The sequence below is a fragment of the Tardiphaga sp. genome, assembly GCF_044336785.1.
Classification (GTDB): Bacteria; Pseudomonadota; Alphaproteobacteria; order Rhizobiales; family Xanthobacteraceae; genus Tardiphaga.
The window spans coordinates 1-26,800 of the sequence record NZ_JBIIOT010000070.1 but is presented as its reverse complement, the minus strand read 5'-3'; the positions used below and the strand labels follow the sequence as shown (position 1 = coordinate 26,800).

At 62.8% G+C, this 26,800-nt stretch carries 25 protein-coding genes and 1 tRNA gene; 18 read left to right on the top strand and 8 right to left on the bottom strand.

From position 1 onward, the window contains the following. Positions 1-116: 116 nt before the first annotated feature. Positions 117-332: a DUF1674 domain-containing protein gene (locus tag ACIQ2A_RS18525; protein WP_398481927.1), complete on the bottom strand. Its 216-nt coding sequence runs from the start codon at positions 330-332 to the stop codon at positions 117-119. A 189-nt stretch (positions 333-521) separates the two neighbouring features. Between ACIQ2A_RS18525 and ACIQ2A_RS18520 the strand changes: the two genes are divergently transcribed. The 3 genes from ACIQ2A_RS18520 (at position 522) to purH (ending at position 5,561) form a co-directional block, all read left to right on the top strand. Further along, positions 522-1,862 (top strand): RsmB/NOP family class I SAM-dependent RNA methyltransferase, encoded by a 1,341-nt coding sequence (locus tag ACIQ2A_RS18520; RefSeq protein ID WP_398481925.1) that lies wholly within the window; start codon positions 522-524, stop codon positions 1,860-1,862. 191 nt (positions 1,863-2,053) lie between these two features. Beyond that, positions 2,054-3,736, top strand: coding sequence for a heparinase II/III family protein (locus tag ACIQ2A_RS18515; protein WP_398481922.1), 1,683 nt, complete (start codon positions 2,054-2,056; stop codon positions 3,734-3,736). Positions 3,737-3,968: 232 nt separating this feature from the next. Continuing rightward, positions 3,969-5,561 carry a bifunctional phosphoribosylaminoimidazolecarboxamide formyltransferase/IMP cyclohydrolase gene (purH, locus tag ACIQ2A_RS18510; RefSeq protein ID WP_398481920.1) on the top strand — a complete coding sequence of 531 codons (1,593 nt, stop codon included), beginning with the start codon at positions 3,969-3,971 and terminating at the stop codon, positions 5,559-5,561. Positions 5,562-5,684: 123 nt separating this feature from the next. Here the strand turns inward: purH and ACIQ2A_RS18505 are convergent, their stop codons facing one another. Further along, positions 5,685-7,073, bottom strand: coding sequence for an MFS transporter (locus ACIQ2A_RS18505; protein ID WP_398481918.1), 1,389 nt, complete (start codon positions 7,071-7,073; stop codon positions 5,685-5,687). A 105-nt stretch (positions 7,074-7,178) separates the two neighbouring features. On the opposite strand from ACIQ2A_RS18505, the gene ggt reads away from it, so the two are divergent. The 5 genes from ggt (at position 7,179) to ACIQ2A_RS18480 (ending at position 14,024) form a co-directional block, all read left to right on the top strand. Beyond that, positions 7,179-8,918 (top strand): gamma-glutamyltransferase, encoded by a 1,740-nt coding sequence (ggt, locus tag ACIQ2A_RS18500; protein ID WP_398481916.1) that lies wholly within the window; start codon positions 7,179-7,181, stop codon positions 8,916-8,918. A 66-nt stretch (positions 8,919-8,984) separates the two neighbouring features. After that, positions 8,985-10,286 carry an MFS transporter gene (locus tag ACIQ2A_RS18495; protein ID WP_398481913.1) on the top strand — a complete coding sequence of 434 codons (1,302 nt, stop codon included), beginning with the start codon at positions 8,985-8,987 and terminating at the stop codon, positions 10,284-10,286. Next, complete coding sequence (locus ACIQ2A_RS18490; RefSeq protein WP_398481911.1) at positions 10,273-11,172, top strand: amidohydrolase family protein; 900 nt, start codon at positions 10,273-10,275, stop codon at positions 11,170-11,172. The genes ACIQ2A_RS18495 and ACIQ2A_RS18490 overlap by 14 nt, the downstream gene beginning before the upstream one ends. Before the next feature lie 253 nt (positions 11,173-11,425). Then, positions 11,426-12,586 carry an ABC transporter substrate-binding protein gene (locus tag ACIQ2A_RS18485; RefSeq protein WP_398481933.1) on the top strand — a complete coding sequence of 387 codons (1,161 nt, stop codon included), beginning with the start codon at positions 11,426-11,428 and terminating at the stop codon, positions 12,584-12,586. 385 nt (positions 12,587-12,971) lie between these two features. After that, positions 12,972-14,024: an ABC transporter substrate-binding protein gene (locus ACIQ2A_RS18480; protein ID WP_398481909.1), complete on the top strand. Its 1,053-nt coding sequence runs from the start codon at positions 12,972-12,974 to the stop codon at positions 14,022-14,024. Positions 14,025-14,071: 47 nt separating this feature from the next. On the opposite strand, the gene ACIQ2A_RS18475 is transcribed toward ACIQ2A_RS18480, so the two are convergent. Next, positions 14,072-14,737, bottom strand: coding sequence for a glutathione S-transferase family protein (locus ACIQ2A_RS18475; RefSeq protein WP_398481907.1), 666 nt, complete (start codon positions 14,735-14,737; stop codon positions 14,072-14,074). A gap of 113 nt (positions 14,738-14,850) precedes the next feature. Between ACIQ2A_RS18475 and ACIQ2A_RS18470 the strand changes: the two genes are divergently transcribed. The 4 genes from ACIQ2A_RS18470 (at position 14,851) to panE (ending at position 18,089) form a co-directional block, all read left to right on the top strand. Continuing rightward, positions 14,851-15,438: a DUF2239 family protein gene (locus ACIQ2A_RS18470; RefSeq protein WP_398481931.1), complete on the top strand. Its 588-nt coding sequence runs from the start codon at positions 14,851-14,853 to the stop codon at positions 15,436-15,438. 109 nt (positions 15,439-15,547) lie between these two features. Beyond that, the gene (locus ACIQ2A_RS18465; RefSeq protein ID WP_398481905.1) at positions 15,548-16,150 is read left to right on the top strand and encodes a 2-hydroxychromene-2-carboxylate isomerase; all 603 of its coding nucleotides are present in this window, start codon (positions 15,548-15,550) and stop codon (positions 16,148-16,150) included. Positions 16,151-16,288: 138 nt separating this feature from the next. Further along, the gene (locus tag ACIQ2A_RS18460; RefSeq protein ID WP_398481903.1) at positions 16,289-17,026 is read left to right on the top strand and encodes an SDR family oxidoreductase; all 738 of its coding nucleotides are present in this window, start codon (positions 16,289-16,291) and stop codon (positions 17,024-17,026) included. 139 nt (positions 17,027-17,165) lie between these two features. Then, positions 17,166-18,089: a 2-dehydropantoate 2-reductase gene (gene panE / locus ACIQ2A_RS18455; protein WP_398481901.1), complete on the top strand. Its 924-nt coding sequence runs from the start codon at positions 17,166-17,168 to the stop codon at positions 18,087-18,089. 131 nt (positions 18,090-18,220) lie between these two features. On the opposite strand, the gene ACIQ2A_RS18450 is transcribed toward panE, so the two are convergent. The 4 genes from ACIQ2A_RS18450 to ACIQ2A_RS18435 all read right to left on the bottom strand — a co-directional run bounded on the left by ACIQ2A_RS18450 (position 18,221) and on the right by ACIQ2A_RS18435 (position 21,237). After that, entirely contained in the window at positions 18,221-18,751 is a 531-nt protein-coding gene (locus ACIQ2A_RS18450; RefSeq protein ID WP_398481899.1) for a c-type cytochrome, read from the bottom strand. Between the two features lie 203 nt (positions 18,752-18,954). Beyond that, a complete protein-coding gene (locus ACIQ2A_RS18445) occupies positions 18,955-20,211 on the bottom strand; it encodes a PQQ-dependent sugar dehydrogenase (RefSeq protein WP_398481897.1) in 1,257 nt (418 codons plus the stop codon). Between the two features lie 344 nt (positions 20,212-20,555). Beyond that, the gene (locus ACIQ2A_RS18440; protein WP_398481895.1) at positions 20,556-21,011 is read right to left on the bottom strand and encodes a hypothetical protein; all 456 of its coding nucleotides are present in this window, start codon (positions 21,009-21,011) and stop codon (positions 20,556-20,558) included. 151 nt (positions 21,012-21,162) lie between these two features. Then, positions 21,163-21,237 (bottom strand) — tRNA-Gly (locus tag ACIQ2A_RS18435). Between the two features lie 306 nt (positions 21,238-21,543). On the opposite strand from ACIQ2A_RS18435, the gene trxA reads away from it, so the two are divergent. Genes trxA through ACIQ2A_RS18420 form a run of 3 tightly spaced genes read left to right on the top strand, consistent with a single transcriptional unit; the run spans position 21,544 to position 23,367 of the window. After that, positions 21,544-22,455, top strand: coding sequence for a thioredoxin (gene trxA, locus ACIQ2A_RS18430; protein ID WP_398481929.1), 912 nt, complete (start codon positions 21,544-21,546; stop codon positions 22,453-22,455). 29 nt (positions 22,456-22,484) lie between these two features. Then, positions 22,485-23,159 (top strand): LON peptidase substrate-binding domain-containing protein, encoded by a 675-nt coding sequence (locus tag ACIQ2A_RS18425; RefSeq protein ID WP_398481893.1) that lies wholly within the window; start codon positions 22,485-22,487, stop codon positions 23,157-23,159. 13 nt (positions 23,160-23,172) lie between these two features. Next, the gene (locus tag ACIQ2A_RS18420) at positions 23,173-23,367 is read left to right on the top strand and encodes a Trm112 family protein (protein WP_398481891.1); all 195 of its coding nucleotides are present in this window, start codon (positions 23,173-23,175) and stop codon (positions 23,365-23,367) included. A gap of 125 nt (positions 23,368-23,492) precedes the next feature. Here ACIQ2A_RS18420 and ACIQ2A_RS18415 read toward each other — a convergent pair whose 3' ends face one another. Then, positions 23,493-24,713 carry a ubiquinone biosynthesis hydroxylase gene (locus tag ACIQ2A_RS18415; protein WP_398481889.1) on the bottom strand — a complete coding sequence of 407 codons (1,221 nt, stop codon included), beginning with the start codon at positions 24,711-24,713 and terminating at the stop codon, positions 23,493-23,495. 152 nt (positions 24,714-24,865) lie between these two features. Between ACIQ2A_RS18415 and tesB the strand changes: the two genes are divergently transcribed. The 3 genes from tesB to ACIQ2A_RS18400 all read left to right on the top strand — a co-directional run bounded on the left by tesB (position 24,866) and on the right by ACIQ2A_RS18400 (position 26,695). Next, positions 24,866-25,741, top strand: coding sequence for an acyl-CoA thioesterase II (gene tesB, locus ACIQ2A_RS18410; RefSeq protein ID WP_398481887.1), 876 nt, complete (start codon positions 24,866-24,868; stop codon positions 25,739-25,741). A 116-nt stretch (positions 25,742-25,857) separates the two neighbouring features. Then, the gene (locus ACIQ2A_RS18405; protein ID WP_398481885.1) at positions 25,858-26,154 is read left to right on the top strand and encodes a YciI family protein; all 297 of its coding nucleotides are present in this window, start codon (positions 25,858-25,860) and stop codon (positions 26,152-26,154) included. Positions 26,155-26,356: 202 nt separating this feature from the next. After that, a complete protein-coding gene (locus ACIQ2A_RS18400; protein WP_398481883.1) occupies positions 26,357-26,695 on the top strand; it encodes a P-II family nitrogen regulator in 339 nt (112 codons plus the stop codon). Positions 26,696-26,800: the final 105 nt, after the last annotated feature.

Below are 26,800 nucleotides of genomic sequence, written 5' to 3'. Positions count from 1 at the left end.
TGCGCAGCAAGCCAGGTGAGGGGGCGCAACACATGACGTCGCCCGCCGCTCCCCCTCACCCGCCACGCTTCGCGTGTCGACCTCTCCCCGGTGGGGAGAGGTGAAAGATCATCGCCTCAAAAATCCGACGCGATGCCTTTGCGTTCCCAGTCGCCGAAACGCGTCGGCTCCGGACCGTCCGGCCCCTGCAATTCCTTCGCATGCGGCGTCGGTGCGGCTGCCGCCGCGCGGCGCGCTTCGGCTTCCGCCAAGGCCCGCTTCGCCGCAGGCGACAGCACCTTTTCCGGCGCCGGTTCGGGCACGATGGAGTGATCTTCGGGTTTGTCGTTCATCTCTATGGTCCCTGTGACCGCAAGGGTCCGCACACGTTACCGATTTCGCATCGAAGGGCTAGTATGCGATGATGCGCATATAAGGGCGATTCTTACATTTGGCATATTCGCGTGCGACAGAATCGGTCCCGCCCGCTGGCGTCGGCCGAAATTCTCGCCATTCCCGATCTTCCATTGTGATGTTGCTGCATGCCGCAAGTGAAATACGCACCGCCACCCGAGGTCCCCGGCCTCGCCGCGCGACGCATCGCAGCCGATATTCTCGATGGCGTGCTGCAGAAGCACCGCACGCTGGATGACCAGCTCGAAGGCCCTGCTGCGCATCCCGGCCTGAAAACGCTCTCGGACCGCGACCGCGCATTGATGCGTCGCCTTGTCGCGACGATCCTGCGCCGACTCGGTACGCTCGGCCAGATTCTCTCGCGCCTGCTCGATCGCGGCATTCCCACCGATGCGCCGCGCGCGCAGAGCGCGCTGCTGATCGGTGCTGCGCAAATTCTCTGGATGGATGTACCCGACCACGCCGCCGTCGACCTCTCCGTGCGCATGGTGCAGTCCGACCGGCGCGCCGCGAAATATGCCGGGCTCGTCAATGCCGTGCTGCGCCGCTGCGCGCGCGAGGGGCATGACCTGATCGCCGAGGCTGCCGGCCAGAGCCTGGACATTCCGCCATGGCTGTTCGCCCGCTGGTCCGCCCACTACGGCGAAGCCACCGCGCGGGACATCGCCACTGCACTCAGCCATGAGCCGTCGCTTGATCTCACCGTAAAGTCCGAAGCCGAGGCCTGGGCGACGCGCCTGCATGGCGAAGTGCTGCCCACCGGCACGGTGCGGACATTGCTGCAGGGCTCGGTGACCATGCTGCCTGGTTTCAATGATGGCCAGTGGTGGGTGCAGGACGCCGCGGCGGCATTGCCCGCACGGCTGTTCGGCGATCTCAACGGCAAACGCATCGTCGATCTCTGCGCCGCTCCCGGCGGCAAGACCGCGCAGCTCGCACAGGGCGGTGCCGATGTGGTCGCAGTCGATCGCTCGCCGAACCGCGTGGCGCGGCTGCGCGAAAATCTTGGCCGGCTCTCGCTGCAGGCCGAGACCGTGGTCTCCGATGGCACCGAATATCCGGGCGAAGGCTTTGACGGCGTTCTGCTGGACGCGCCGTGTTCTTCCACCGGCACCATCCGTCGCCATCCCGATGTCGCCTGGCTGAAACAGGAAGCCGACATCGCCATGCTGACCGCCTTGCAGCGGCGTTTGCTGGCCAAGGCCGTGACCATGCTGAAGCCCGGCGGCATGCTGGTCTATTGCACCTGCTCGCTGGAACCCGACGAAGGCGAGCACGCCATCGCCGATCTGCTGGCAAATGATTCCAGCATGCGCCGCATGCCGGCAACAGCCGGCGAAGTTGCCGGTCTGGCCGAGATCATCACGCCCGATGGCGATCTGCGCACCTTGCCGAGCCATCTGCCCCACACCGATCCCCGGCTTGGCGGGCTCGACGGCTTCTATGCAGCGCGGCTGATTAAATCCTGATATTTACAGGATAATTCCCTGATTCGGCGAAGCGTCCACAGGGCGGCTGCTTGTGCTGTGTGCGGACAGCGTTTCCGGTTATTAAGGATTCGCATCGAACTCCTTCCCATTTCAAGGCGCACGTGGTCGCTCATCGCAGACGTATTTCGAGGCTGATCCTCGGCCGCTTCGCGCGGAGTGCGCTCGCGCGCATGTCCGGCGGCTCGGCGGCGGTCTCGCGTCTGTGGCCCGGCCGCACCGATCGCCTGCTGATTGCGCCGCACGACCTGCGCACCACCGACGCGACGCGTGCCGCCGAGATCTATGCGGGCCGCTTCGTCTTCGCTGGCAAGATTGTCACCTGCCACGGCCGCTCGATCTTCGATCTGGAACCGCCATCGGAAGACTGGGAAGTCTCGTTGCTCGGCTTCGGCTGGTTGCGCCATCTGCGCGCCGCCGACACCGCCATCACCCGCGCCAATGCGCGCTCGCTGATCGACGACTGGATGTCGAACACGGCGCGCAAGCGGCCGATCGGCCGCCGGCCCGAAGTGGTCGCGCGTCGCGTGATTTCGCTATTGTCGCAGGCGCCACTGGTGCTGGGCGACACCGACGGAAAATTCTATCGCCGCTATCTGCGCATGCTGGCGCGCGAGATCCGTACGCTGCGCTATGCGCTGCCGAGCGCGGCCGACGGCCTTCCGAAGATGCAGGTACTCATCGCGCTGTGCTACGCCTCGCTCTGCCTCGCCAACCAAGCCAACAATATCCGTGCCGCTGCAAAACGGCTGTCGGATGAACTACAGCGACAGATCCTGCCCGATGGCGGCCATGTCTCGCGCAATCCGAATGCGCTGATCGAACTGCTGATCGACCTGTTGCCCCTGCGCCAGACATTTGCCGCGCGAAACATCGCGCCGCCGCCGGCCTTGCTCAATGCCATCGACCGCATGATGCCGATGCTGCGCTTCTTCCGCCACGGCGACGGCAATTTCGCATTGTTCAACGGCATGAGTTCGACGGCGTCGCATCTGGTGGCGACACTGCTCGCTTATGACGACACCCACGGCGTGCCCATGGCGCATATGCCGCATACCGGATTCCAGCGCGTCGAAGCCGGCAACATGGTCGTCATCATCGACACTGGCCCGCCGCCACCGCCCGATGTCAGCCACGAGGCGCATGCGGGCACGCTCGCGTTCGAACTCTCATCGGGCGCCAGCCGCATCGTCACCAATTGCGGCATGCCATCGACCGCACGCGACAACTGGCGTGTGTTTGCGCGCTCGACGCCGGCGCATTCGACGGTGACCTATCATAACGCCTCATCGAGCCAGTTCGTCGAAGCCGGCGCCATGAAGAAATTCTTGCGCGGCTCGCCGATCACCGGTGGTCCGAACACGGTCGAGAACTATCGCGAGGTGACGTCCGATGGCACCATGCTGACCACCGCCCATGACGGCTACAAATCGCGCTTCGGCATCGAGCATCGCCGCATCCTGAGCATCGCCGCCGATGGCAACCGGCTGGATGGCGAGGACATTGTTGCCCCCGCGCCCGGCGCACGGCTGAAGGGCAACAACACGGACTATGCGATCCGCTTCCATCTGCACCCGTCAGTGAAAGCGAGCCGGTTGAGCGATGCCCGCGGCGTCATGCTGGTGCTGCCGAACCGCGACGTCTGGACCTTCGAGGCGCTGGACGACAAGGTCGATCTCGAGGACAGCGTGTTCCTGGCCGGCAATGACGGCCCCCGCCGCACCGCTCAGATCGTGATCCATCAGGACGCGCGCCAGACCGGCAGCGTGCGCTGGAGCTTTGCGCGGTCGAATTCGTCGCCGTCGCAAACGAGCGCCCGGCGCAACGCACGGCGCGAGCCGGAATTGCCGTTGTAAATCAATACTCCCTGCCCCTCATCCTGAGGAGCGGCCGCAGGCCGCGTCTCGAAGGATGGCCGCCAGGCTCCGGAGGCTAGCCATCTCATGGTTCGAGACGGCGCTACGCGCCTCCTCACCATGAGGGCAGGAGTTTGGGACCGCCCGCAAATTGCTGGCATGCCAGCCGCCCCGGTTTCACGCCCCGCCAAACCATGCTACGCGGCTGCCTTCTCCCACGGGATACACAGTCATGACCGACCATCCGCGCAAGGTCACTCGCGCTCTCTTGTCCGTTTCCGATAAGTCCGGACTGATCGAATTCGCCCGCGCGCTGTCCGCGCATGGCGTCGATCTCGTCTCCACCGGCGGTACCGCCAAGGCGATCGCTGCGGCGGGCCTCAAGGTGTCGGACGTTTCCGACCTCACCGGCTTCCCGGAAATGATGGATGGCCGCGTCAAGACGCTGCATCCGAAGGTGCATGGCGGCCTGCTCGCGATCCGCGACAATGCCGAGCACAAGAAGGCCATGGCCGATCACGGCATCGCGCAGATCGATCTGCTGGTCGTGAACCTCTATCCGTTCGAAGAGACGGTGGCGAAGAACGCGTCGTGGGACGACTGCATCGAGAATATCGATATCGGTGGCCCGGCGATGATCCGCGCCGCCTCGAAGAACCATGATGACGTGACCGTCGTGGTCGAACCCTCGGACTATCAGGCAGTGCTCGACGAGCTCGCGACCAACAAGGGCGCCACAACGCAGACGCTGCGCCGCCGCCTGGCTGCAAAAGCCTATGCGCGCACCGCCGCTTACGATGCCGCGATCTCCAACTGGTTCGCCGACCAGCTCAAGACCGATGCGCCGGATTTCCGCGCCGTCGGCGGCAAGCTGGTGGAAGCGCTGCGCTATGGCGAAAACCCGCACCAGACCGCAGCTTTCTATCGCACCCCCGAACTGCGCCCCGGCGTCGCCTCGGCGCGGCAGGTGCAGGGCAAGCAGCTCTCCTACAACAATATCAACGACACCGATGCAGCCTATGAGGCCATCGCCGAGTTCGATCCCAAGCGCACCGCGGCCTGCGTCATCGTCAAGCACGCCAATCCCTGCGGCGTGGCGGAAGGCAGCAATCTGGTCGAGGCCTATCGCAAGGCGCTGGCCTGCGACTCCACCTCGGCGTTCGGCGGCATCGTCGCGCTGAACCAGACGCTGGATGCCGAGACCGCGAAAGTGATCACCGAGATCTTCACCGAAGTGATCGTGGCACCGGATGCAACGGATGAGGCGATTGCCATCGTCGCGGCGAAGAAGAATCTGCGTCTGCTGCTGGCAGGTTCGTTGCCGGATCCGCGCGCGGCTGGCTTCACGGCGAAGACCGTCGCCGGTGGTCTGCTGGTGCAGAGCCGCGACAATGCCGTGGTCGACGACATGACGCTGAAGGTCGTGACCAAGCGGCAGCCGACCGACGCCGAACTGCGCGATCTGAAATTCGCCTTCCGTGTCGCCAAGCACATCAAGTCGAACACGATCGTCTACGCGAAGGATCTCGCCACCGTCGGTGTCGGCGCCGGCCAGATGAGCCGTATCGACAGTGCCCGCATCGCCGCCCGCAAGGCGCAGGATGCGGCGGCGGAGCTGAAGCTCGCCGAGCCGATGACCAAGGGGTCGGTGGTCGCCTCCGACGCATTCTTCCCGTTTGCGGATGGTTTGCTGGTGGCGATCGAAGCCGGCGCGACGGCGGTGATCCAGCCGGGCGGCTCGGTGCGCGACGACGAAGTGATCAAGGCCGCCGACGATGCCGGGATCGCCATGGTGTTCACCGGCACCCGGCACTTCAAGCACTAGTCACAACTCTACTGTCATCGCCCGGCTCGACCGGGCGATCCAATAGACACTCACAAGAGAGATGAAACGCAGGCTTCTGCGTTTCATGGACCACCCGGTCAAGCCGGGTGGCGACAGTGAGAGTTAAGCCTGCCGCACCCGTGCCAGCAGTCCCAGCCCCGCCACGAAGAACATCACCAGCACCGCCATTCCCGCCTTCTGGCTCGCCGTGACCGCGGTGACGAGGCCGATCAGCAATGGCCCCATGAATGACGTCACCTTGCCGGTCAGTGCGAACAGGCCGAAGAACTGGCCGATGCGATCCTGCGGTGCGAGCCTGATCAGCAGCGTGCGCGACGCCGCCTGCAGCGGTCCACCGGCCATGCCGATCAGGCAGCCGAGCAGGAGATAAGCCTTCTCGGCAGGCGCAGCGAACAGCCCGCCATTCGGCTGCGGCGGGGTCACTTTCATGAACAGGATGGTCTCCTTGTCGATCAGCAGGATCGACACGACAGCCACCAGCAGCAACAGCAACGCGCCGGCAATCACGCGCTTCGGCCCGAACGCATCATCGAGCTTGCCGCCCATGAACGCGCCGAACGTGCCGGCGATGGCGAGGATAATTCCGAACGTGCCGATCTGAATCGTATTCCAGCCGAACGTGCCAGCCGCATAGATGCCACCAAAGGCAAACAGCGAAACAAGGCCATCGGTATAGATCATGTTGGCGATCAGAAACGCCATCATGGATTTGTGCTTCGGCAATTCGCGCAGCGTATGGCCGAGATCGGTGAGGCCGGCGCGGACCGCATTGCTGGCTTTCACTCTGGCCGGAAAATCCGGCGTGAACAGAAACATCGGCAACACGAATACGACGAACCACAGGCCCGATAGCGGCCCCGAAATGCGATCGCCTTCGAAGCTCGCCGGATCGAGGCCAAGGATCGGCGTCAAACCGAACAGCGTCTTGCCGCTCACGGGATTGGCCGCCATGAAGCCGAGCACGACAATGAGGCTGAGAATGCCGCCGACATAACCGAGCGCCCAGCCGGAGCCCGAGAGCCGGCCGATTTTGTCCGGCGGCACCAGAGTCGGCATCATCGCATTGTTGAACACCGTGGCGAATTCGACGCCGATGGTGGCAAAGCCATAAGCGATCAGCAGCGGCAGGATCAGCGCGGGATCACCGGGCTTGCCGATCCACATCAGGCAGGCACCGATCACGAAGATGGCACCGAAGCCCGCGATCCATGGCTTGCGCCGCCCGCTGGCATCCGCGATGGCGCCGAGCACGGGCGACATCAGCGCGATGATCAGGCCCGCGGCTGCGGTCGCAAATCCCCACATGGATTGCCCCATGGCCGGATCAGCGGCGACGCGCGTCGCAAAATAGGGCGCAAACACGAAAGTCGTGATCAGGCTGAAATAGGGCTGTGCTGCCCAATCGAAGAACATCCAGCTGACCACGGCACGGCGTGGCGGATAAGTCGTCGGAACTGCCGCGACAGGAGAGTGTGCGGCGGCGACCGCCATGGATAGTTCTCCTCAAAGAACCGCGTGTTGTAGATGACGATTCTCAATCCATATAGCATGGGTGGCGGTTAAACGATCGTATCCGCCGCTCAGCCGGAGCCATCGATGACGTGTTTTACTTTCCTGCGTTGTGCATGCGCTGCAGCACTCGTAGCAATATTGGCGACGGCCGAGCCGACAAACGCGCAACAGTCGCGCGATAACTATACTCCCGCACCGTTGGGCACGCTGAAGCCCGTCACCGCGCAACACGGAATGGTCGTGGCGCAGGAGCGGCTGTCCGCACAGGTTGGCGCCGATGTGATGGCGCGTGGCGGAAATGCCGTGGATGCGGCCGTGGCCACCGGCTTTGCCATGGCTGTCACGTATCCGCGCGCCGGAAATATCGGCGGCGGCGGTTTCATGGTGATCCACACCGCTAAAGGCGAGGACGTCACCATCGACTATCGCGAGACGGCGCCCGGCAAGGCGACGCGCGACATGTTTCTCGGCAGCGACGGCAAGCCGGATATCGCGAAGTCGCGCGATAGTGCACTCGGGATCGGCGTCCCCGGCACGGTGGCAGGACTCGCACTGGCACTGGAGAAATATGGCTCGGGCAAATTCACGCTGTCCGATTTGCTGCAGCCGGCCATTGTGCTTGCGCGCGACGGTTTTGTGCTCACCGACGACGGCGCCGACACATTGCCCGACTGGCATCGCCGCCTGGCGCGCTGGCCAACGAGCAAATCGATCTTTTCGCGCGGCGATGGCACATCGCTGCGCGAGGGCGACAGGCTCGTTCAAAGCGACCTCGCGGACACGCTGACGGCCATCGCGCAAAAGGGGCTGCGCGGCTTCTACGAGGGCCCCGTCGCCGAGAAGCTCGTCAGCGGTATCAATAATGCCGGCGGCATCTTCACGCTCAATGATCTCAAGACTTATCGACCTGTCATCCGCGAGCCCGTGCGTGGCACCTATCGCGGCTATGACATCGTCTCGATGCCGCTGCCGTCCTCAGGCGGCACGGTGTTGCTGGAGACGCTCAACATTCTCGAAGGCTTTCCGCTTGCCGAGATGCAGCAGGGCTCCGCGCCGTCGCTGCATCTGCTCATCGAGGCGATGAAGCGTGCTTATGCCGATCGCGCGCGCTATCTCGGCGATCCCGCTTTCGTCAATGCGCCGATCGCAACGCTGATCTCGAAGGACTATGCAGTGAAGCAGCGCGCCACGATCGATCCCAAGCGGGCGACGCCCTGGAGTGATGCGCCGAAGCCGCCGCGCGAAGGGCAGAACACCACGCACTATTCCGTTCTCGACAGCGCCGGCAATGCGGTGAGCAACACCTACACGCTCAACTTCAGTTACGGCATGGGTCTCGTACCTGAAGGCACCGGCGTGCTGCTCAACAACGAACTCGACGATTTCACCGCATCGCCCGGCGCATCCAATGCCTACGGCCTCGTGGGCTATGAGGCCAATCTGCCCGGACCAGGCAAGCGCCCGCTCTCCTCGATGACGCCGACCATCGTGCTGAAGGACGGAAAGCCGGTACTTGTCACGGGATCGCCCGGCGGCAGCCGCATCATTTCGACGGTGCTGCAGGTGATCGTCAATGTGATCGACTACAGAATGGATGTGATGTCCGCCGTTGCTGCCCCGCGACTGCATCATCAATGGCTGCCCGATGACGTGCGGATCGAGAACGGCTTCTCCGAGGCGACATTGATTTCGCTAAAGGCTTTAGGCCATAGCATTGTCTTCCCCATGGGCCAGACTTCGGCAAATTCTATTCTTGCAACGCCGGATAGCTTGCTCGGTGCTCCCGATCCGCGTACGCGTGGCGCTACGGCATCGGGATACTAAACATTCCCGATGTTCTGGAATTGGTGGCAGGCGAAATGCCTGACCGATCGAAGACAGGGGGAAACAATGAGCAACACACCGAACGGATCGGGCGCCATCGAGCGCGCCGAAATCGAAGACACCAGCCTTCTCGCATTCTATCGCGACATGAACGTGCCCGAGCGGCGCACCTTCTGGGCCTGCGCTACCGGCTGGGCGCTCGACGGCATGGACTTCATGATCTATCCGCTGGTGATCGGCACGATCATCGTCTTGTGGAAGGTCGATCCCGGCACGGCCGGCCTCGCGGGCACGGTGACATTGCTCGCATCGGCGCTCGGCGGCTGGCTCGGCGGTTATCTCGCTGACCGCATCGGTCGCGTTCGAACGTTGCAAATCACCATTCTCTGGTTCTCGTTCTTCTCGCTGGTCTGCGCCTTCGTGCAGAACTTCGATCAGCTCCTCATCGCACGTGCCTTGCTCGGTATCGGCTTTGGCGGCGAATGGGCGGCGGGCGCGGTGCTGATGGGCGAGGCGATCCGTCCGCAATATCGCGGCCGCGCGGTCGGCTCGGTGCAATCGGGCTGGGCTATTGGCTGGGGTCTCGCGGTGCTCTCGCAGGCGGCATTGTTCTCGCTGCTGCCGCCGGATATCGCATGGCGCTACATGTTCGCCATCGGCGCACTGCCGGCGCTGCTGGTGCTGTATCTCCGCCGCTATGTGGAAGAACCGGCCATCGCTGCGGAGACCCGTGCCAAACAGGCGGCCAGCGGTGATCGTCCGAAGCTGAGCGAAATTTTCGCCGGCGCGATGCTGAAGACCACAATCCTCGCCTCGCTCGCCGCTACCGGTTGCCAGGGCGGCTATTATGCCATCACTTTCTGGGTGCCGCGCTTCCTCACTACCGAGCGCAAGCTCTCCATCGTATCATCCACCGGCTATCTGTCGGCGCTGATTATCGGCTCCTTCATCGGCTATCTCGTCGGCGCGTGGCTTGCCGATCGCATCGGCCGGCGGAACCTGTTCCTGATCTTCTCGATCGGCGCCATCGCGGTCATCATCGCTTATACGCAGCTGCCGCTCACCAACGAGATCCTCTGGGTTCTCGGCTTCCCGCTCGGCTTCTTCGCGTCCGGTTACTTCTCCGGCATGGGTGCGTTCCTCACCGAACTCTATCCGACCCGCCTGCGCGGCTCGGGCCAGGGCTTCTGCTACAATTTCGGCCGTGGCATCGGCGCGCTGTTTCCCTTCCTGGTCGGCGCGCTCTCCAACACCACAAGTCTCGGCAATGCCATCGCGATCTTCGCCGTGGCCGCCTATGCTCTGTTCTTCCTTGCAGCCTTCGCGCTGCCCGAAACCCGCGGACGTATTCTCCATGCAGACGCCTGACACATCATCGGCCGAGCCCCGGGCATGCCCGGGGCCGGCGCCCATCCAGCGCCGCACCACGCGCTTCACCGTCCCGCCCGGCACGGTGGATACGCATGCACATGTGATCGGCCTGCCGCCCGACTATCCGTTCGTGGCCGAGCGCAGCTACACGCCGCCTGAGGCGACGGCTGCGTCCTATCTCTCGATGCTGGATGTGACGGGCGCGACTTATGGCGTGCTGACCCAGGTCAGCGTGCACGGCACCGACAATCGCTTACTGATAGATGCACTCACCGCCAACCGCGCACGCCTGCGCGGCATCGCGGTGATCGATCTCGATTGCCCAGAGAAGGAAAAAGCCGCGTTGAAGGAAGCCGGCGTGGTCGGTCTCCGTCTCAACGTGCTCTATGGCGGCGGCAAGGGTTTTGATCAGCTCGAAGATTACGCCGCTCTCTGCCGCGAGATGGGCTGGCACCTGCAGTTCCTGATGGACGCCCGGGACATTTCGGCCTTGGCGTCGCGCTTTGCCAAACTGCCGGTGCCGTTCCTCGTCGATCATATGGGACACTTCCCGACCTCACGCGGCATCGATGATCCCGGCTTCGACGCCTTGGTCGGCATTGTCCGTGACGGCGCCTGGGTTCGGCTCTCCGGCCCCAACCGCACCAGCGTGGAGGGCGGGCCGCCCTATCGCGATACGGTGCCGTTCGCTCACAAGCTCGTCGCGGCCAATCCGGACCGTTGCGTCTGGGGCTCGGACTGGCCGCATGTGGCCAATTGGAACACGATGCCGAGCGTCGGCGACCTGCAGGATCTGCTGGCCGACTGGGTGCCGGACGAAGCGACACGGAATCGCATCCTCACCAGCAATCCGCAGAAACTGTTCGGCTTTCCGCCGGTTTGACACCTGCGTCGGCCCCACGCATGCGTGGGGCCAGGACCAGCGGCAACTCAAAGGCGACACAGCGCCTTTACCCGCATGGCAGCGAGGCGCTCACGGGTAGCTTCGCGCATTGCCAAAATGTCGCACCCCCGGCAACCTCCCTGCCGACGCCGCGCTCTCGAGCGCCGTGATCAGCCTCGCAACAGGGGCGTCCAAGGGAGAAAACTGCGTGACTTTGAATTTCGTAAAAGCCGTTGCGGCCAGCGTGCTGCTGATGTGTTCGACCGCTGCCATGCGCGCGGAAGATGGCGTGCTGCGGGTCGGCGTGATCACCGACATGAGCGGTCAATATGCCGACGGCAATGGCAAGGGTTCTGTGATCGCGGCACAGATGGCGGCCGAAGAAGTCGGCGGCAGCATCAATGGCCGCAAGATCGAGATCATTTCCGGCGATCACCAGAACAAGCCCGATGTCGCCACCGCCATCGTGCGCGACTGGATCGACAACAAGAAGATCGACGTGGTGTCCGAAGGCGTGAATTCCGCCGTGGCACTAGCCGTGCAGAACCTCACCCGCGAGCGCAAGAAGATCTTTCTGATCTCCGGCGCCGGCTCGTCCGACATCACCGGCAAGCAGTGCTCGCCGACCTCCGTGCAATGGACCTATGACACCTATGCGGCGGCGAACGGCACCGCAAAGGCCATCGTCAAGCGCGGCGGCGATTCCTGGTTCTTCTTGACGGCCGACTATGCCTTCGGCCTAGCACTGGAGCGTGATGCCTCGAAGGCCGTCACCACCGCCGGTGGCAAGGTGATCGGTTCGGTGAAGCATCCGTTCAGCACGGCGGACTTCTCGTCGTTCCTGCTGCAGGCGCAGTCATCGGGCGCAAAGATTCTCGGCCTCGCCAATGCCGGCGCCGATTTTTCCACGGCGGTGAACCAGGCGGCCGAGTTCAACATCCAGAGCAGCATGCAGATCGTGGCGCTGCAGGTGACCCTCACCGACGTGTACGCCATGGGCCTCGCCAATGCCCATGATTTGATGTTCACCGACTCATTCTACTGGGATCGCACGCCAGAAACGCGCGCTTTCAGCCAGGAGTTCTACAAGCGCCATGGCGCCATGCCGACCGCCTATCAGGCCGGCGTGAACTCATCGCTGCGCCATTACTTCAAGGCGGTCGCCGCAACGAACAGCACCGAGACCGAGAAGGTGATGGCCTGGATGCGCGCCAATCCGGTCAACGATTTCTTCGCGCAAGGCGGCAAGGTCCGCGACGACGGCCGCATGGTGCACGACATGTATCTGATGCGCATCAAGAAGCCGACGGAATCGAAGCAGCCGTGGGATCTGTATGAAACCGTGACGACGATTCCGGGCGATGAGGCGTTTCGCCCGATGGCGGAAGGTGGCTGTCCGTACCTGACACACTAAGCTTCATCATCAGGAGACCGGGAAGAGCCGATGGTTTTTCCCGGTTCGAACTATCCGGCAACGCTGGATCGCGCATCGCTGGCAATGGCGACCTGTCAGCGAGCCTGTGCCGCCCAAAGCGGGCGCCTTATCATCGCATGCTCAAAAATCGCGCCTGCGCTGCAAAACATATGGCTTTGACAGCAAGCCATTCCGCCGACCACACTTGGCATCGACGCAGGGATAGAGACGGCTGGGCATCCTGACCAACGGCCGCATGCGCACCATCATCCATTCGAGATCGTCATGTCCGCGCACCGCCGGGATGCGCGACGACGCATGTTCACGTCTGCACGCGCGCGCGTGCGGGTATCGCTCGCCATTGATACGCGGAAGGACAATACGCATGGCCCATTTCACACGCCGTCATTTCAATGCATTGCTCGCAGGCAGCGTCGGCTCCGCATTCGCGGCCCCCTATGTCGCGCGCGCCCAGGCGCTCGACAAGGTCAAATTCTGCTGGACCAACACCGTGACGGTGTCCGCGCAGCTTCAGCACACGCTGAAGAACACCGACATCGCGGCGAAACACGGCTTGCAGCTGGAGATGATCCAGTTCGCCGGCGGCCCGCCGATCAACGAGGCGCTGGTGTCCGGTGCAGCCGATATCGGCAGTGTCGCCGATTTCAGTGCGGTCATGCTGATGGCGGCGGGCGCGCCGATCAAGGTGGTGGCGCATCAGTCGAGTTTCCGCTCGGCGGTGCTGGCGACCACCAAGTCGGGTATCGATTCACTGGCGGGCCTCAAGGGCAAGCAGGTGTTCGGGCTGTTCGGCATCACGGCCTATCTGAATGCGCAGGAGGCCGTGCGCGGCGCCGGCCTCAAGGTCGGCAGCGACATGAACTTCGTCAATCTCGGCACGCCCGAGCTTGCCGACTCCGTGCGTGCGCAGAAGATCGACGCCTTCTTCATGTGGGATCCGTGGGTGACGCTGTTCGAACAGGCCGGTCTTGCCAAGGTGATCTCGCAAAACACCGCGCCGGCGATGGTGCTACAGGCGCGCGATGAATTCGTCAGCAAGCGGCCCGACGTGCTGAAGCGTTTCCTGCGTGCGCATGCGGAAGCGCTGTTCTATGCCAGCCAGAATCACGACCGCACCAACAAGTGGTTCCAGTCGCTCGAGCCGGCCAAGAGCATCCCGACCGAAGTGATCGAGCGCGCCTCGACCTTCGATCCGAACTGGAGCGCGAAGACCTTTGCCGACATCACCACGGCGGTCTCGCCGGCCGGCCTCGCCAGCATGCAGCGCATGGGCGAATGGGGCCACGGCGAGAAGCTGCTGCCGCGCGTGCCGAAGGTGCAGGACTCAGTGAATCTGGAGATCGCGAAGGCCGTCGACGCGGAAGCGAAGACGAAGCCCTTCGACATCGCAGCGGTGAAGATCACCGGAGGCAACTGAGGGGCGCGGAGCGGCGTCGAGGGGGACCGGCGCCGCTCCGCCCCGAACTATTTTCCAACCTCGTACGGCCCGCCGATGTCCAGCGCACGCTGATAGGCGGGGCGTGCATGGATCTTCGCCAGCCAGGCCATCGCTTTCGGATAGTTCTGGTCGAGCCCGCCCCGCGCACTGGCCGCCTCGAACGGAAAGCTCATCTGGATATCGGCCGCGGTGAAGTCATTGCCGGCCAGCCATTCGCTTTTGCCGAGTTCGCCTTCCCAGAACGCCATATGCTGCTTGAGCTGCGGCGTTACCATCGTCGCCAGCACTTTCGCCGAGATCGCATTGACGAAGGGGCGCATGAAAAATGGCGAACGTTTCGGCAGCAGGCCGAAGATCAGCTTGAGCAGCAGCGGCGGCATCGCCGAGCCTTCGGCATAATGCAGCCAGTAAGTGTAGCGCAGCCGCTCGGGCGTATTGTCCGCCGGGATCAGCCGGCCATTGCCATAGGTCTTGATGATGTATTCGACGATGGCGCCAGACTCGGCGACCGTGTTGCCATTGTCGGTGATGACCGGCGACTTGCCGAGCGGGTGAATGGCGCGCAGCTCCTTCGGCGCCAGCATGTTCGGCTGCCGCTGGTAGCGCACGATTTCATAAGGTACGCCGAGCTCCTCGAGCAGCCAGAGCACGCGCTGGGAGCGGGAATTGTTGAGGTGATGGACCGTAAGCATGCGTTTTTCCTGGCCTCTTGCCGAGCAAAATTATTGCCCGGGTAATATTGACGTAATTATTATCCGGGTATAATTAGCGCCCATCTTGATGACCGGACGAGCCAATTCCCATGATGACCGAAACGACGATGACAGCTCCCTATAGCGCGTTTGCCGGCCCGAAACTGCTGGCGTCCGGGCCATTGGCCGAGGTGGCGGTGGCCGTGAAGATTGCTACCGGAGTGATGGCCGATCCCGTCATCATTTTCGACAATGCCACCGGCAAATCCCTCGACGTGGATCTGCGCGGCAGCCATCGGGAGATCGTCGCCCGGCTGCAGCCGCCCACGGCGGCGGAGCCGGAGACACCCGCCGAGCCGCGCGGCCGTGGCCGGCCCAGGCTCGGCGTGGTCGCCCGCGAGATCACGCTGCTGCCGCGGCACTGGGACTGGCTCGCCGACCAACCGGGTGGCGCCTCGGTGGCCCTGCGAAAGCTGGTGGAGGAGGCCCGCCGCACCAATGGCGACCGCGATCGCAGCCGGGCAGCCCGCGACGCGGCCTATCACTTCATGTCCGCGATGGCCGGCGACCTGCCGGATTTCGAGGATGCCTCGCGCGCGCTGTTCGCCGCCGACCGTCGCAAATTCGGCGAGCTGATCGCGCCCTGGCCGGTGGACATCCGCGATCACATCATCGCGCTTGCATTCAGCGATCGCGATTAGCACATGCCCTGGCGGTTGATCCCTCGCGGATCAGCCGCTAGGCTCTCTTTGAATGACACGCGTCATATAAGTTGGCGGCACCCGAAGCCGCCACGCACAGGGAGCAGACATGACCAACTCGCCCCAGTTCCTGTTCGATTTCGGCAGTCCCAATGCCTTTCTCAGCCATGAGGCGATCCCCGCCATCGAGGCGCGGACTGGTGCAAAGTTCGACTATGTCCCCGTGCTGCTGGGCGGCATCTTCAAGGCCACCAACAACCGCTCGCCCGCCGAGACCTATGCCGGCGTGAAGAACAAACGCGAGTTTCACCAGATCGAGACCGATCGTTTCGTAAAGCGCTTCAAGGTGAAGCCCTATGCATGGAATCCGCATTTCCCCGTCAACACCCTGAACCTGATGCGCGCCGCCGTCGCAGCCCAGCTCGAAGGCGTGTTCGAAAAATACATCGAAGCGGCCTTCCATCACATGTGGGTGGAGCCGAAGAAGATGGACGATCTTGAAGTCGCCATCGCCGCGCTCAATGCATCGGGCCTTGATGCTGCAAAACTGCTGTCGCGCGGGCAGGAGCCCGAAGTGAAGGCCAAGCTGATCGCCAATACGCAGGATGCCGTGGAGCGGGGCGCATTTGGCTCGCCGACTTTCTTCGTCGGCAAGGAGATGTTCTTCGGCAAGGAGCAGCTGCGCGAAGTCGAGGAGATGATCGCACCTTAGTCCATTGGCTTCGAGACCTCATGGTGAGGAGGCGCTTCTTGGCGCCGTCTCGAACCATGAGGAGTGTGTCGCCATCCTTCGAGACGCGGCGAAGACGCCGCTCCTCAGGATGAGGACTGTAAAAGGAGGAGACGACTCGTGACCAAACGCAACGCCACCGTGGCCGTGATCGGCGCCGGCGATTTCATCGGCGCCGAGATCGCCAAGAAATTCGCCGCCGAAGGCTTTACGATTTTTGCCGGCCGCCGCAACGGCGACAAGCTGGCGCCGCTGGTGGCCGAGATCGAGGCCAGAGGCGGCAGCATCCATGCGCGTTCGCTGGATGCCCGCAAGGAGGAGGAGATCACCGCCTTCCTCAATGACGCCGATGCCCATGCGCCGCTCGAGGTCTGCATCTTCAATGTCGGCGCCAACGTCAATTTCCCGATCCTCGACACCACCGAACGGGTCTTTCGCAAAGTGTGGGAAATGGCGTGCTATTCCGGTTTTCTCGCCGGCCGCGAAGCGGCGCGGCTGATGCTGCCGCGCAAGCAGGGCAACATCTTCTTTACCGGCGCCACTGCCAGCCTCCGCGGCGGCTCCGGCTTCGCGGCTTTCGCTTCCGCCAAATTCGGCCTGCGCGCCGTCGCACAGGCGATGGCGCGCGAACTCGGCCCACAGAATATCCATGTGGCGCATCTGATCATCGACTCCGGCGTCGATACCGAATGGGTGCGGCAACGCCGGCTGGAATCGCTGGGGCCGGCTGCGCTGGACAATCCCGACCTGCTGATGCCGCCGGCCTCGGTGGCGGAGTCTTACTGGCAACTCTACAGCCAGCCACGCAGCGCGTGGACGTTCGAGATGGAGATTCGACCGTTTGGCGAAAAGTGGTGACCCTTTCAACCGTCATTGCGAGGAGCTCTTGCGACGAAGCAATCCAGCCCTGCCTTGCCATAGAGCTGGATTCCTTCGCTTCGCTCGCAATGACGGCTAATGTCGAATTAGCTTTTCACTCCTAAACGGACATCATCCCATGCGTATTCTCGTGGTCGGCGCCGGCGCCATCGGCGGCTATTTTGGTGGACGGCTGTTGCAGGCCGGAAACGACATCACTTTCCTGGTCCGCCCCAAGCGCGCTAGCGAACTCGCCAGTGCCGGCCTCGTGATCAAGAGCCCCCATGGCGACGTGACGCTGAAGAACCCACCCACGGTGCAGGCCGATGCGCTCACCGAGACATTCGACGTGGTGCTGCTGAGCTGCAAGGCCTTCGACCTCGACGACGCCATCAAGTCCTTTGCGCCGGCCGTCGGCCCGAAGACGACGATCATTCCGCTGCTCAACGGCATGAAGCATCTGGACGTCCTCGAAGGCATTTTTGGCGAGGATGCGGTGATGGGCGGTCAGTGCCAGATCGCCGCCACGCTGAACGAGCAGCGCGAGGTCGTGCAGATGACGCCGCTTCAGGTGCTAAGCTTTGGTGAGCGCAAGGGTGGCAGCTCTGAACGTGCCAAGGCCATCGACGCGATTATGAAGACCGGCAATTTCGGTGGCGCCGCCTCCGAAACGATCATCCACGACATGTGGGAGAAATGGGTGTTTCTCGCCAGCATCGCTGGATCGACCTCATCGATGCGCGGCGCCATCGGCGACATTCTTGCCGCACCCGGCGGCCGTGATTTCATTCTCGGCGTCCGCGACGAATGCGCCGCAGTAGCCGTTGCCAACGGCTTCACACCACGCGCGGCCTTCATCGAACGCACCGAGGCCATGCTCACGGCGGAGGGATCGAAGGCGACAGCCTCGATGTATCGCGACATCCTCGGCAAATCCGCGATCGAAGCCGACCAGATCGTCGGCGACATGATCGCCCGTGCGGACGCCGCCAAAGTCGCGGTGCCGCGGCTGCGGATGATCTATACGCATCTGAAGACGTATGAGAATCAGCGGGGCGCATAGTTCTTGTCGTCCCCGCGAAGGCGGGGACCCATAACCTCTGTCGGGTGTGAATTAACGCAGATTTACACCGATCGCGCTTCGCCCGTATCTACATCGTGTATGGGTCCCCGCCTTCGCGGGGACGACACTCGCTACAAATGCGCGAGATAATGCGCGAGCGCCTCGATCTCCTCCTCGCTGAGCGAGTAGGCCACCTCCGCCATCGCGGCCATGCCGCCACCAGCACGCGCGCCGGATTTGTAGTCGCGCAGCGCCTTCAGCAGATAATCCTCGCGCTGCCCGGCGAGGCGCGACACCGCCTTGGTGCCGGCATAACTATCCAGATGACATGATGCGCAGCGCCGGCCGGCTGCCGCCTGCTTGCCCTTGGCCGACAGATCGGGATTGTCATCCGCCTTCTTCTCCGGCGGCTGAAGCGACGCGAAATAGGCACCGAGATTGCGGATGTCATTATTGTCGAGCTGCTCGACAATCGGCTTCATCTCCTCGCTCTTGCGTGTGCCGGCACGAAAGAAGATCAGCTGCCACTGGATGAACTGATCGGGTTGCGCGGCGAGGGAGGGTGTGTTCTCCATCTGCGAGATGCCGTTCTCGCCATGGCAACCGATGCAGAGTTCAGCTTTTTCCTTGCCGGCAGGGATGTCGGCGGCAGCGGACGGCATAAAACTGAGTGCAAGTATGCAGAAAGAAGCGAGAATCGATCGGGATTGCATTTCCGCATTCCGGTTCGCTCGTGTTCAGGCTCGTCATTGCGAGGAGCGAAGCGACGAAGCAATCCAGTTCTTGGCTTTCTGGATTGCTTCGCTGCGCTCGCAATGACGTGGAGGGCCGGAGCGCGGCCTCTCCTTACGCCATAATCGTCACGTCACTTCGCGTAAGAGATCCGGTACACCGCACCGGCCCAGTCATCCGCGATCAGCAGCGAGCCATCTTTCGCCAGCACCACATCGGCGGGGCGGCCGAGATAGCCCTGGTCACCCTCGATCCAGCCTGTCGCAAAATCCTCCTGCTTGGCGTTCTTGCCATCGGGATCGGCAATCACGCGCTTGATGCGCGCGCCCTGATACTTGTGCCGATTCCACGAGCCGTGTTCGGCAATGAAGATGTTGTTCTTGTATTCGGCGGGAAACATGTCGCCGGTGTAGAACTTCATGCCGAGCGGTGCCACGTGAGCGCCGAGATTGAGCACCGGTGGCGTGAACTCCGAACATTTATGCCCCATGGCGAATTTGGGATCCTCCATGTCGCCCTGATGGCAATGCGGATAACCAAAGTGTTCGCCAAGCTTCGTGATCATGTTGAGCTTGTCGCTCGGCATGTCGTCGCTGATCCAGTCACGTGCATTCTCCGTGAACCAGTATTTGCCGGTGCGCGGATCGACGTCGCCACCGACACTGTTGCGGACGCCGAGGGCCACGATCTCAGCATTCCCCGTCTTCGGATCGACGCGGCGGATCTGCGACAGCGAGGTCGGCGGAATGCCGATATTGAAGGGAGGGCCGAATGGCACATAGAACCAGCCATCCTTGTCCGGCGCGAGATACTTCCAGCCATGCGCCGCATAGGACGGCATGTCGTCATAGACGACCTTGCCGGTGCCGAGATTATCGAGATTGGCCTCCGCATTGTCGTAACGGATCAGCTTGTCGATATCGATCACATAGAGCGCGCCATTCTGGAAGGCGAGGCCGGTGGGCATCTTCATGCCCTTGAGAACGGTCTTGACCTCTTTCTTGCCGCCCTTGTCGGTGATCGCATAGACATTACCGATGCCGAACGAGCCGACAAACAGCGTGCCGTTATCACCCCAGGCCATCTGCCGCGCAGCCAGCACGCCGGACGCATAGACCTCGATCTTGAAGCCCGCCGGCAGTTTGATCTTTTTCATCATGTCGGCGAGTTCTTTGTCAGACGCGCCAGTGGGCGGGCCGGACGGGGGCGCGAGACCTTTCTGTGCTTCGGTCTCGTCGCCGAGGAACCAGTCATCAGGCGGATTGGTCCAGAAATCTTTGGTGTCTGATTTGTAGCTCTTGAGCTTTTGCTGCGCGCTGACGTGGGTGATCCCGACAGTGGCGAGAATCACGGCGCATGCAAGAACGGATCGACCAAATATCGATTTCATCGCGTTCACTCCCTGTGCAGCGGGTCCCTGTGACGAGAACTGAGGCTGCTATGTTTTATTGATCGTTCGAGACGAACTTTATTGGTCTGCTGATTGAAGTAGACGAAGGGATGCTAGCACAAATGTCGCGGGTGAAAAGTGCAACTATGCAGCAACGCGCGCATGACGCGCGTGCGTTTTGTTAGTTGCGATGCGAATGCGAGATGCAATGCACAAGCCCTCATGGTGAGGAGGCGCGCAGCGCCGTCTCGAACCATGAGCTGGCTTCAATCCAGACACTTGGCCATCCTTCGAGACGCCGCTACGCGGCTCCTCAGGATGAGGGTGGAGCTAAAGTGGCGAAGTTACAAACTGCCCTTGCTCAGATAGCGCCACGCAATGGCGAGCACCACGAGCCCGATGAAGATCAGTGCCACCGGCATTTTCTTCTTTTCGCGCGGCGGCGGCGTGTCCGGCTTGATGCGGCGGAAGGGGGTGACGTTGTCGCGGTTGTTCGAATTGTTGTCGGACATGAGTTTCGATTTCGGGGCCGGCTTGATCACCGGCGCAGAGCCGGTGCCGCCCATGCGGGCATAGTAATGGCGATAGACGGTCTGGATGGTCGCCTCGGCCGCCGCGGACTCGGCCTGTTTGCCACGCGCGGCCAAGGCAAGATAGCCGGCAAAGAATGTCTGGGCTTCCGCGGGCAGGGCACTGACGCTGTTCAGCTTCGACATCATCAGCCAGGTCGCAAAATCGGCCCGCGCCTCGTCATTGGCGCGCCTGGCTATTTCCAGATTGGAATCCGTAGTCGACGGCATCTTCGTCTCACACCCGTGCGACGGCGATTGTCTGCGCAACCTTGCCCGATTTCAAGCGAGATGGATCAACGCGCGACAATGCGGCCGCATGGCGGCAAATATCCGATAAATGGCGGTGCTTTGAGAGCAGGTTTTTCAGGAGCGGAAGTTCTGGAGCGGGCGAAGGGGCTCGAACCCTCGACCCCGACCTTGGCAAGGTCGTGCTCTACCACTGAGCTACACCCGCATCCTAGAAGCGGCAACGATGGTGCGCCGCCGACGCGCGGACATATGCCAAATGCCGGCGGCGATTGCAACAGAAAGACGAAGGAATGTGCCAAGTTCCGTGAATCGGATTTTTGACCGGTTTTGGCGCGCCAAACCATCAAATAAGGCCGGAAATACCTGGTTTGCGGCCGGCAACCGCATTCCGCGGCAATGCGGCTGCCGCCATCCGATTGCAAATTACTGCCACGGACGCCATTTAATGCGCATCAGGCGTGCTAGAAGCGCGCAGAATTTCCCGGACACAGGTGAGGTTGACGTGACCATCATGGAACAGGGCGGCGAACCGATGCCGCAGGCAGGGTCTGCCCTCATTAAAGACACCACCACCCGCACCTTCATGCAGGACGTGATCGAGGAATCGAAGCACCAGCCGGTGCTGATCGACTTCTGGGCGCCGTGGTGCGGCCCGTGCCGCCAGCTGACCCCGATCATCGAGAAGGCCGTGACCGCCGCCAAGGGCCGGGTCAAGCTGGTGAAAATGAATATCGACGAGAATCCGGAGATTCCGGGCCAGATGGGCATCCAGTCCATCCCGGCCGTGATCGCCTTCGTCGATGGCCGCCCGGCCGACGGCTTCATGGGCGCGGTGCCGGAGAGCCAGGTCACCGACTTCATCAACAAGCTCACCGCCGGCCGCCCCGGCGCAGAGCCGACCACCGCTGAATTGCTGGAAGAAGCCGAAGGCATTCTGGTCGAAGGCGATCCGGCCACGGCCGCCTCGATCTATGGCGAGATCATCGCTGCTGACGCCACCAATATCGCCGCCATCGCTGGCCTCGCCAGCTGCTATGTCGCCACCAGCGCCATCGAACAGGCCAAGCAGACGCTGGAACTGGTCCCCGCCGCCAAGCGCGAGGAGGCTGCCGTCACGGCGGTGCAGGCCAAGATCGATCTCATCGAGCAGGCCAATGCGCTCGGCCCGGTGACCGAACTCGAAGCCAAGGTCGCCGCTGATCCGCTCGATCATCAGGCGCGTTTCGATCTTGCGGTGGCGCTGAACGGCGCCAACCAGCGCGAGCAGGCGGTGACGCACCTGCTCGAGATCGTGAAGCGCGACCGCAAGTGGAACGATGACGGCGCCCGCAAGCAGCTGCTGCAGTTCTTCGAGGCCTGGGGCCCGGTGGATGAAGCGACCGTTGACGGACGCCGGCGTTTGTCGACTATCCTGTTCTCGTAACTGCCTCTGACGACGCATCGGAACCGGACATGCCCATCAATGCCGACTATCGCGGGCCTGCCGAATTGCCGGAAGTGATTCCGGTATTTCCGCTGCCGGGCGCCTTGCTGCTCCCGCGCGGGCAGATGCCGCTCAACATCTTCGAGCAACGCTATCTGGCGATGGTGGACGACGCGTTTCGCGACGGCCACCGCCTGATCGGCATGATCCAGCCCGATGCGGTGCATTCAGACGATGACGAACACCCGTCGCTGTTCAAGGTCGGCTGTGTCGGCCGCATTACCCAGCTCGCCGAATCCGGCGATGGCCGCTACATCCTCGAACTCACCGGCGTGTCGCGTTTCGAAGTGATCGAGGAACTGTCGGTGCTGACGCAGTATCGCCAATGCAAGGTCGATTACTTCCCCTTTGTCGATGATTTCACGGCGCGCAAGGGCGAGGACGACGTCGACCGCGATGCGCTGGTCGCAGTGCTCGGCGATTTCCTCAAGGCCAACAACCTCAAGGTCGATTGGGACGGCATCCACAAGGCGCCGAACGAGGCGCTGGTGAATGCGCTTGCGATGATGTCGCCTTACGGCCCGCCGGAGAAACAGGCGATGCTGGAAGCGCCGGATCTCAAGACGCGCGCCGAAATCCTGATCGCCATCACCGAGATGGACCTCGCCAAGAAACGCACCAGCGGCGATCCACCGCTGCAATGATCCGGAGTTTTGAATGAACATGACGACCGATCCGCAGGACGGCACCGATCCCAAGCTCCTGGAAATCCTGGTGTGCCCGGTGACCAAGGGCCAGCTCGAATTCGACGCGGGTCGCCAGGAGCTGATCTCGCGTTCGGCCAAGCTCGCTTATCCGATCCGCGACGGCATCCCGATCATGCTGCCGGAAGAGGCGAGGAAGATCGATTGAGGTGCCGGCCCTCATCCTGAGGAGCGCGCAACGCGCGCGTCTCGAAGGATGGCCACGAACGCGGAGCCAGGCCAGCTCATGGTTCGAGACGGCGCTACGCGCCTCCTCACCATGAGGGGGCTGAGTTAGATCGCCTCGCCCTTCAACAACCGAGGCACTTCGCCCGACAGTCCCGCCGCCTGCTTGATGAACGCGCCTTTCAGCGGCGGCAGGCGATCGACGATGCCGAGACCGATATCGCGAATGCCGCGCACGAAGGGCAGGTCGTTCGAGAACATGAAATTCAGCACATTCGTCGCCACACCCATGCTCATGGTGTCGAAGCGGCGCCAGCGCTGATAGCGCTCCAGCACATCGCTTTGCCCGAAATCCATCCCAAGCCGTGCCGCATCGACGATGCTTTCCGCCAGCGCCGCCACATCCTTCAGGCCCATATTGAGCCCCTGCCCCGCAATGGGATGGATCACATGGGCGGCATCACCGATCAGTGCGAGGCGCTCGCCGATGAAGGAGCGCGCGACGAAATAGCCGAGCGGAAAGGCACGCGGCTTGTCGAGCGCTTTCACCTCGCCGAGATGCAGGCCGAAGCGACGCTCCAGCTCGGTATGGAATTCATCCTCCGGCAGCGCGACGATGCGTTCGGCATCCCGGCGCTTCTCCGTCCAGACCAGCGATGAGCGATTGCCCTTCAGCGGCAGGATCGCGAACGGGCCGGCAGGCAGAAAATGTTCTTCCGCCCGGCCTTCATGATCGCGCTCATGGCCGACGGTGACGACAATACCGGACTGGTCATAATCCCAGCCATGGGTCGCAATCCCCGCGCGTTCGCGCAGCTTCGAGCGTGCGCCATCGGCCGCCACCAGCAATGCCGCCTCGATCACACTGCCATCGCCAAGCGTGACGCTGACGCCATCGGGCCGCGCATCGAAGGTCGTCACCGGCGTCGCACGGAGATCGATACCGGCAGCCTCGGTGCGCTGAACCAGCTCATCAATCAGGCGCCGGTTCTCGACCATATGGGCAAACGGCTCGCCCGGCTCGACTTCGCCGGCAAAGGTCAAAAAGGTCGGCCGCGTGGCGTCATCGACCTTGGAATCCGTCACCACCATATCGAGGATCGGCTGCGCCTCTGCAGCCACGGCGTCCCAGACGCCGATGGCATCGAACATCCGCCGGCAGGCCGCCACAATGGCCGACGCCCGCGGATCGCGGCTCGGCCGGGTCGCCAGCGCGGGATCGGCGACGATCACCGGCACATCCGGCCCAAGCCCTTGGCGCAATGCCAAAGCCAGCGCCAGACCGGCGAATGCGCCGCCGCCGATGACAATGCCTTTTTGTGCCGCCATGATACCCGTTCCTGCTGTTGCCACGCGCTTATAGCTGGGCGAAACAGGAATGCGAAACAAGGGCGGGGAACCATGACCTGGATCATCCGTCCCTGGTTAATCGCCCGTCACGCCCCCGCTGCTGACCACAAGAAACGCCGAGAGACCCAAACATGTCCAAGAGCCTGATCGATCTGATCGACATCCTCGATCTCGAGACCATCGAGGTGAACATGTTCCGCGGCCGCAGCCCGAAGACGCGCTGGCAGCGCGTGTTCGGCGGCCAGGTCATCGGCCAGGCCCTGGTCGCCTCGGTGCGCACGGTGGAAGGCCGCATGCCGCATTCGTTGCATTGCTATTTCATCCTGCCCGGCGATCCGCAGATCCCGATCATCTATGAGGTCGAGCGCCTGCGCGACGGCAAGAGCTATTCCACCCGCCGCGTCACCGCGATCCAGCATGGCCAGGCGATCTTCTCGATGATGGTCTCGTTCCACGCCGAGGAAGAGGACTCGTTCAATCACTTCGATCCGATGCCCGATGTGCCGCCGCCGGACAAGCTCTCGGCCGAAGAGGTGGCAAAGGACTCGATCATCGAAAAGATGCCGGATTACATCCGCCGCTATTACGAGAGCGACCGTCCCATCGAGCTGCGGCCGGTGGAATTCAAGCGCTATGCCGGCGAGAAAATCCCGGACGGCCGCATCAATTTCTGGATTCGCACCGCCGCCAAGCTGCCGGACGACCCGGCGCTGCATATGTGCGCGCTCGCTTATGCGTCGGATTTCTCGCTGCTCGATTCCATCATGTCGCGCTATGGCCGCACGCTGTTCGACGGCCAGGCGATGGCGGCGAGCCTCGATCACGCGATGTGGTTTCATCGCCCGTTCCGGGCCGACGAATGGCTGCTCTACAGCCAGGATTCGCCGAGCGCCCAGAACGGCCGCGGCCTCGCCCGCGGCATGATCTTCAAGCCCGACGGCACGCTGGTCGCCTCGGTCGCGCAAGAAGGTTCGGTGCGCGAGCGCCGCGAGAAGCCGAAGAGCTGAGACTTGTAGGATGGGTTGAGCGCAGCGATACCCATCACCGCGGGCTCCGGCGCTTGTTGTGATGGGTATCGCCCCTCAACCCATCCTACGGCCCGAGCCTAACGATAGAGACACACATGCCTTACGTGATCGAAACCTTCGACAAGCGCGACAGCCAGGCGATCCGCGCCGAGCATCGTCCCGCGCATCTGGCGTTTCTGGCCAGGCACGCCAAGAAGCTGCTGGCCTGCGGCGCCAAGCTCCACGATGACGGCAGCGATCTTGGCGGCGGCATCTATGTGCTCGACACCGAGGATCGCGCCGAGGCTGAAGCCTTCATCGCCGCCGATCCATTCACCACCGCCGGATTGTTCGAGCGCGTCAGCATCGTGCGGCAGCGCCGGGCCTATATCGGCGGGGTGTGTTTGTTGTGACGCAGCCAAGCGCTCTCTTCTCCCTCTCCCGCTTGCGGGGGAGGGCCGGGGTGGGGGCAGCCACACGCTCAGGAGTTTGGGAGACACCCCCACCCTAACCCTCCCCCGCAAGAGCGGGAGAGGGAACTGCCTGCGCGCCCCTCTGGCCATCCATCCCCTGATTGCGTAAGCAGGGCTGGGATTGCCTTAAAGGATGCCTGTCATGAAGCTCGTGGTCGCGATCATCAAGCCGTTCAAGCTCGACGAAGTGCGTCAGGCACTGACCGCCATCGGCGTGCATGGCATGACCGTCACCGAGGTGAAGGGTTATGGCCGGCAGAAGGGCCATACCGAGATGTATCGCGGTGCCGAATATATCGTGAATTTCCTGCCCAAGCTGCGCCTCGAGATCGCGGTGGATTCCAGCCTCGCCGACAAGACCGTCGAAGTGATCTCCTCCAGCGCCCGCACCGGCCAGATCGGTGACGGCAAGATCTTCGTCACCCCCATCGACCGCGCGCTCCGCATCCGCACCGGCGAGACCGACAGCGACGCGCTCTGAGCCACTTTGTGCGGGACTTTCCTGCCTGCAGTTGAAAATCAGCGTTTTTTCGCGCCATAGCTGAATGGCCTGCAGATTAGACAATTTCTTGCCATCTGCCCTAAA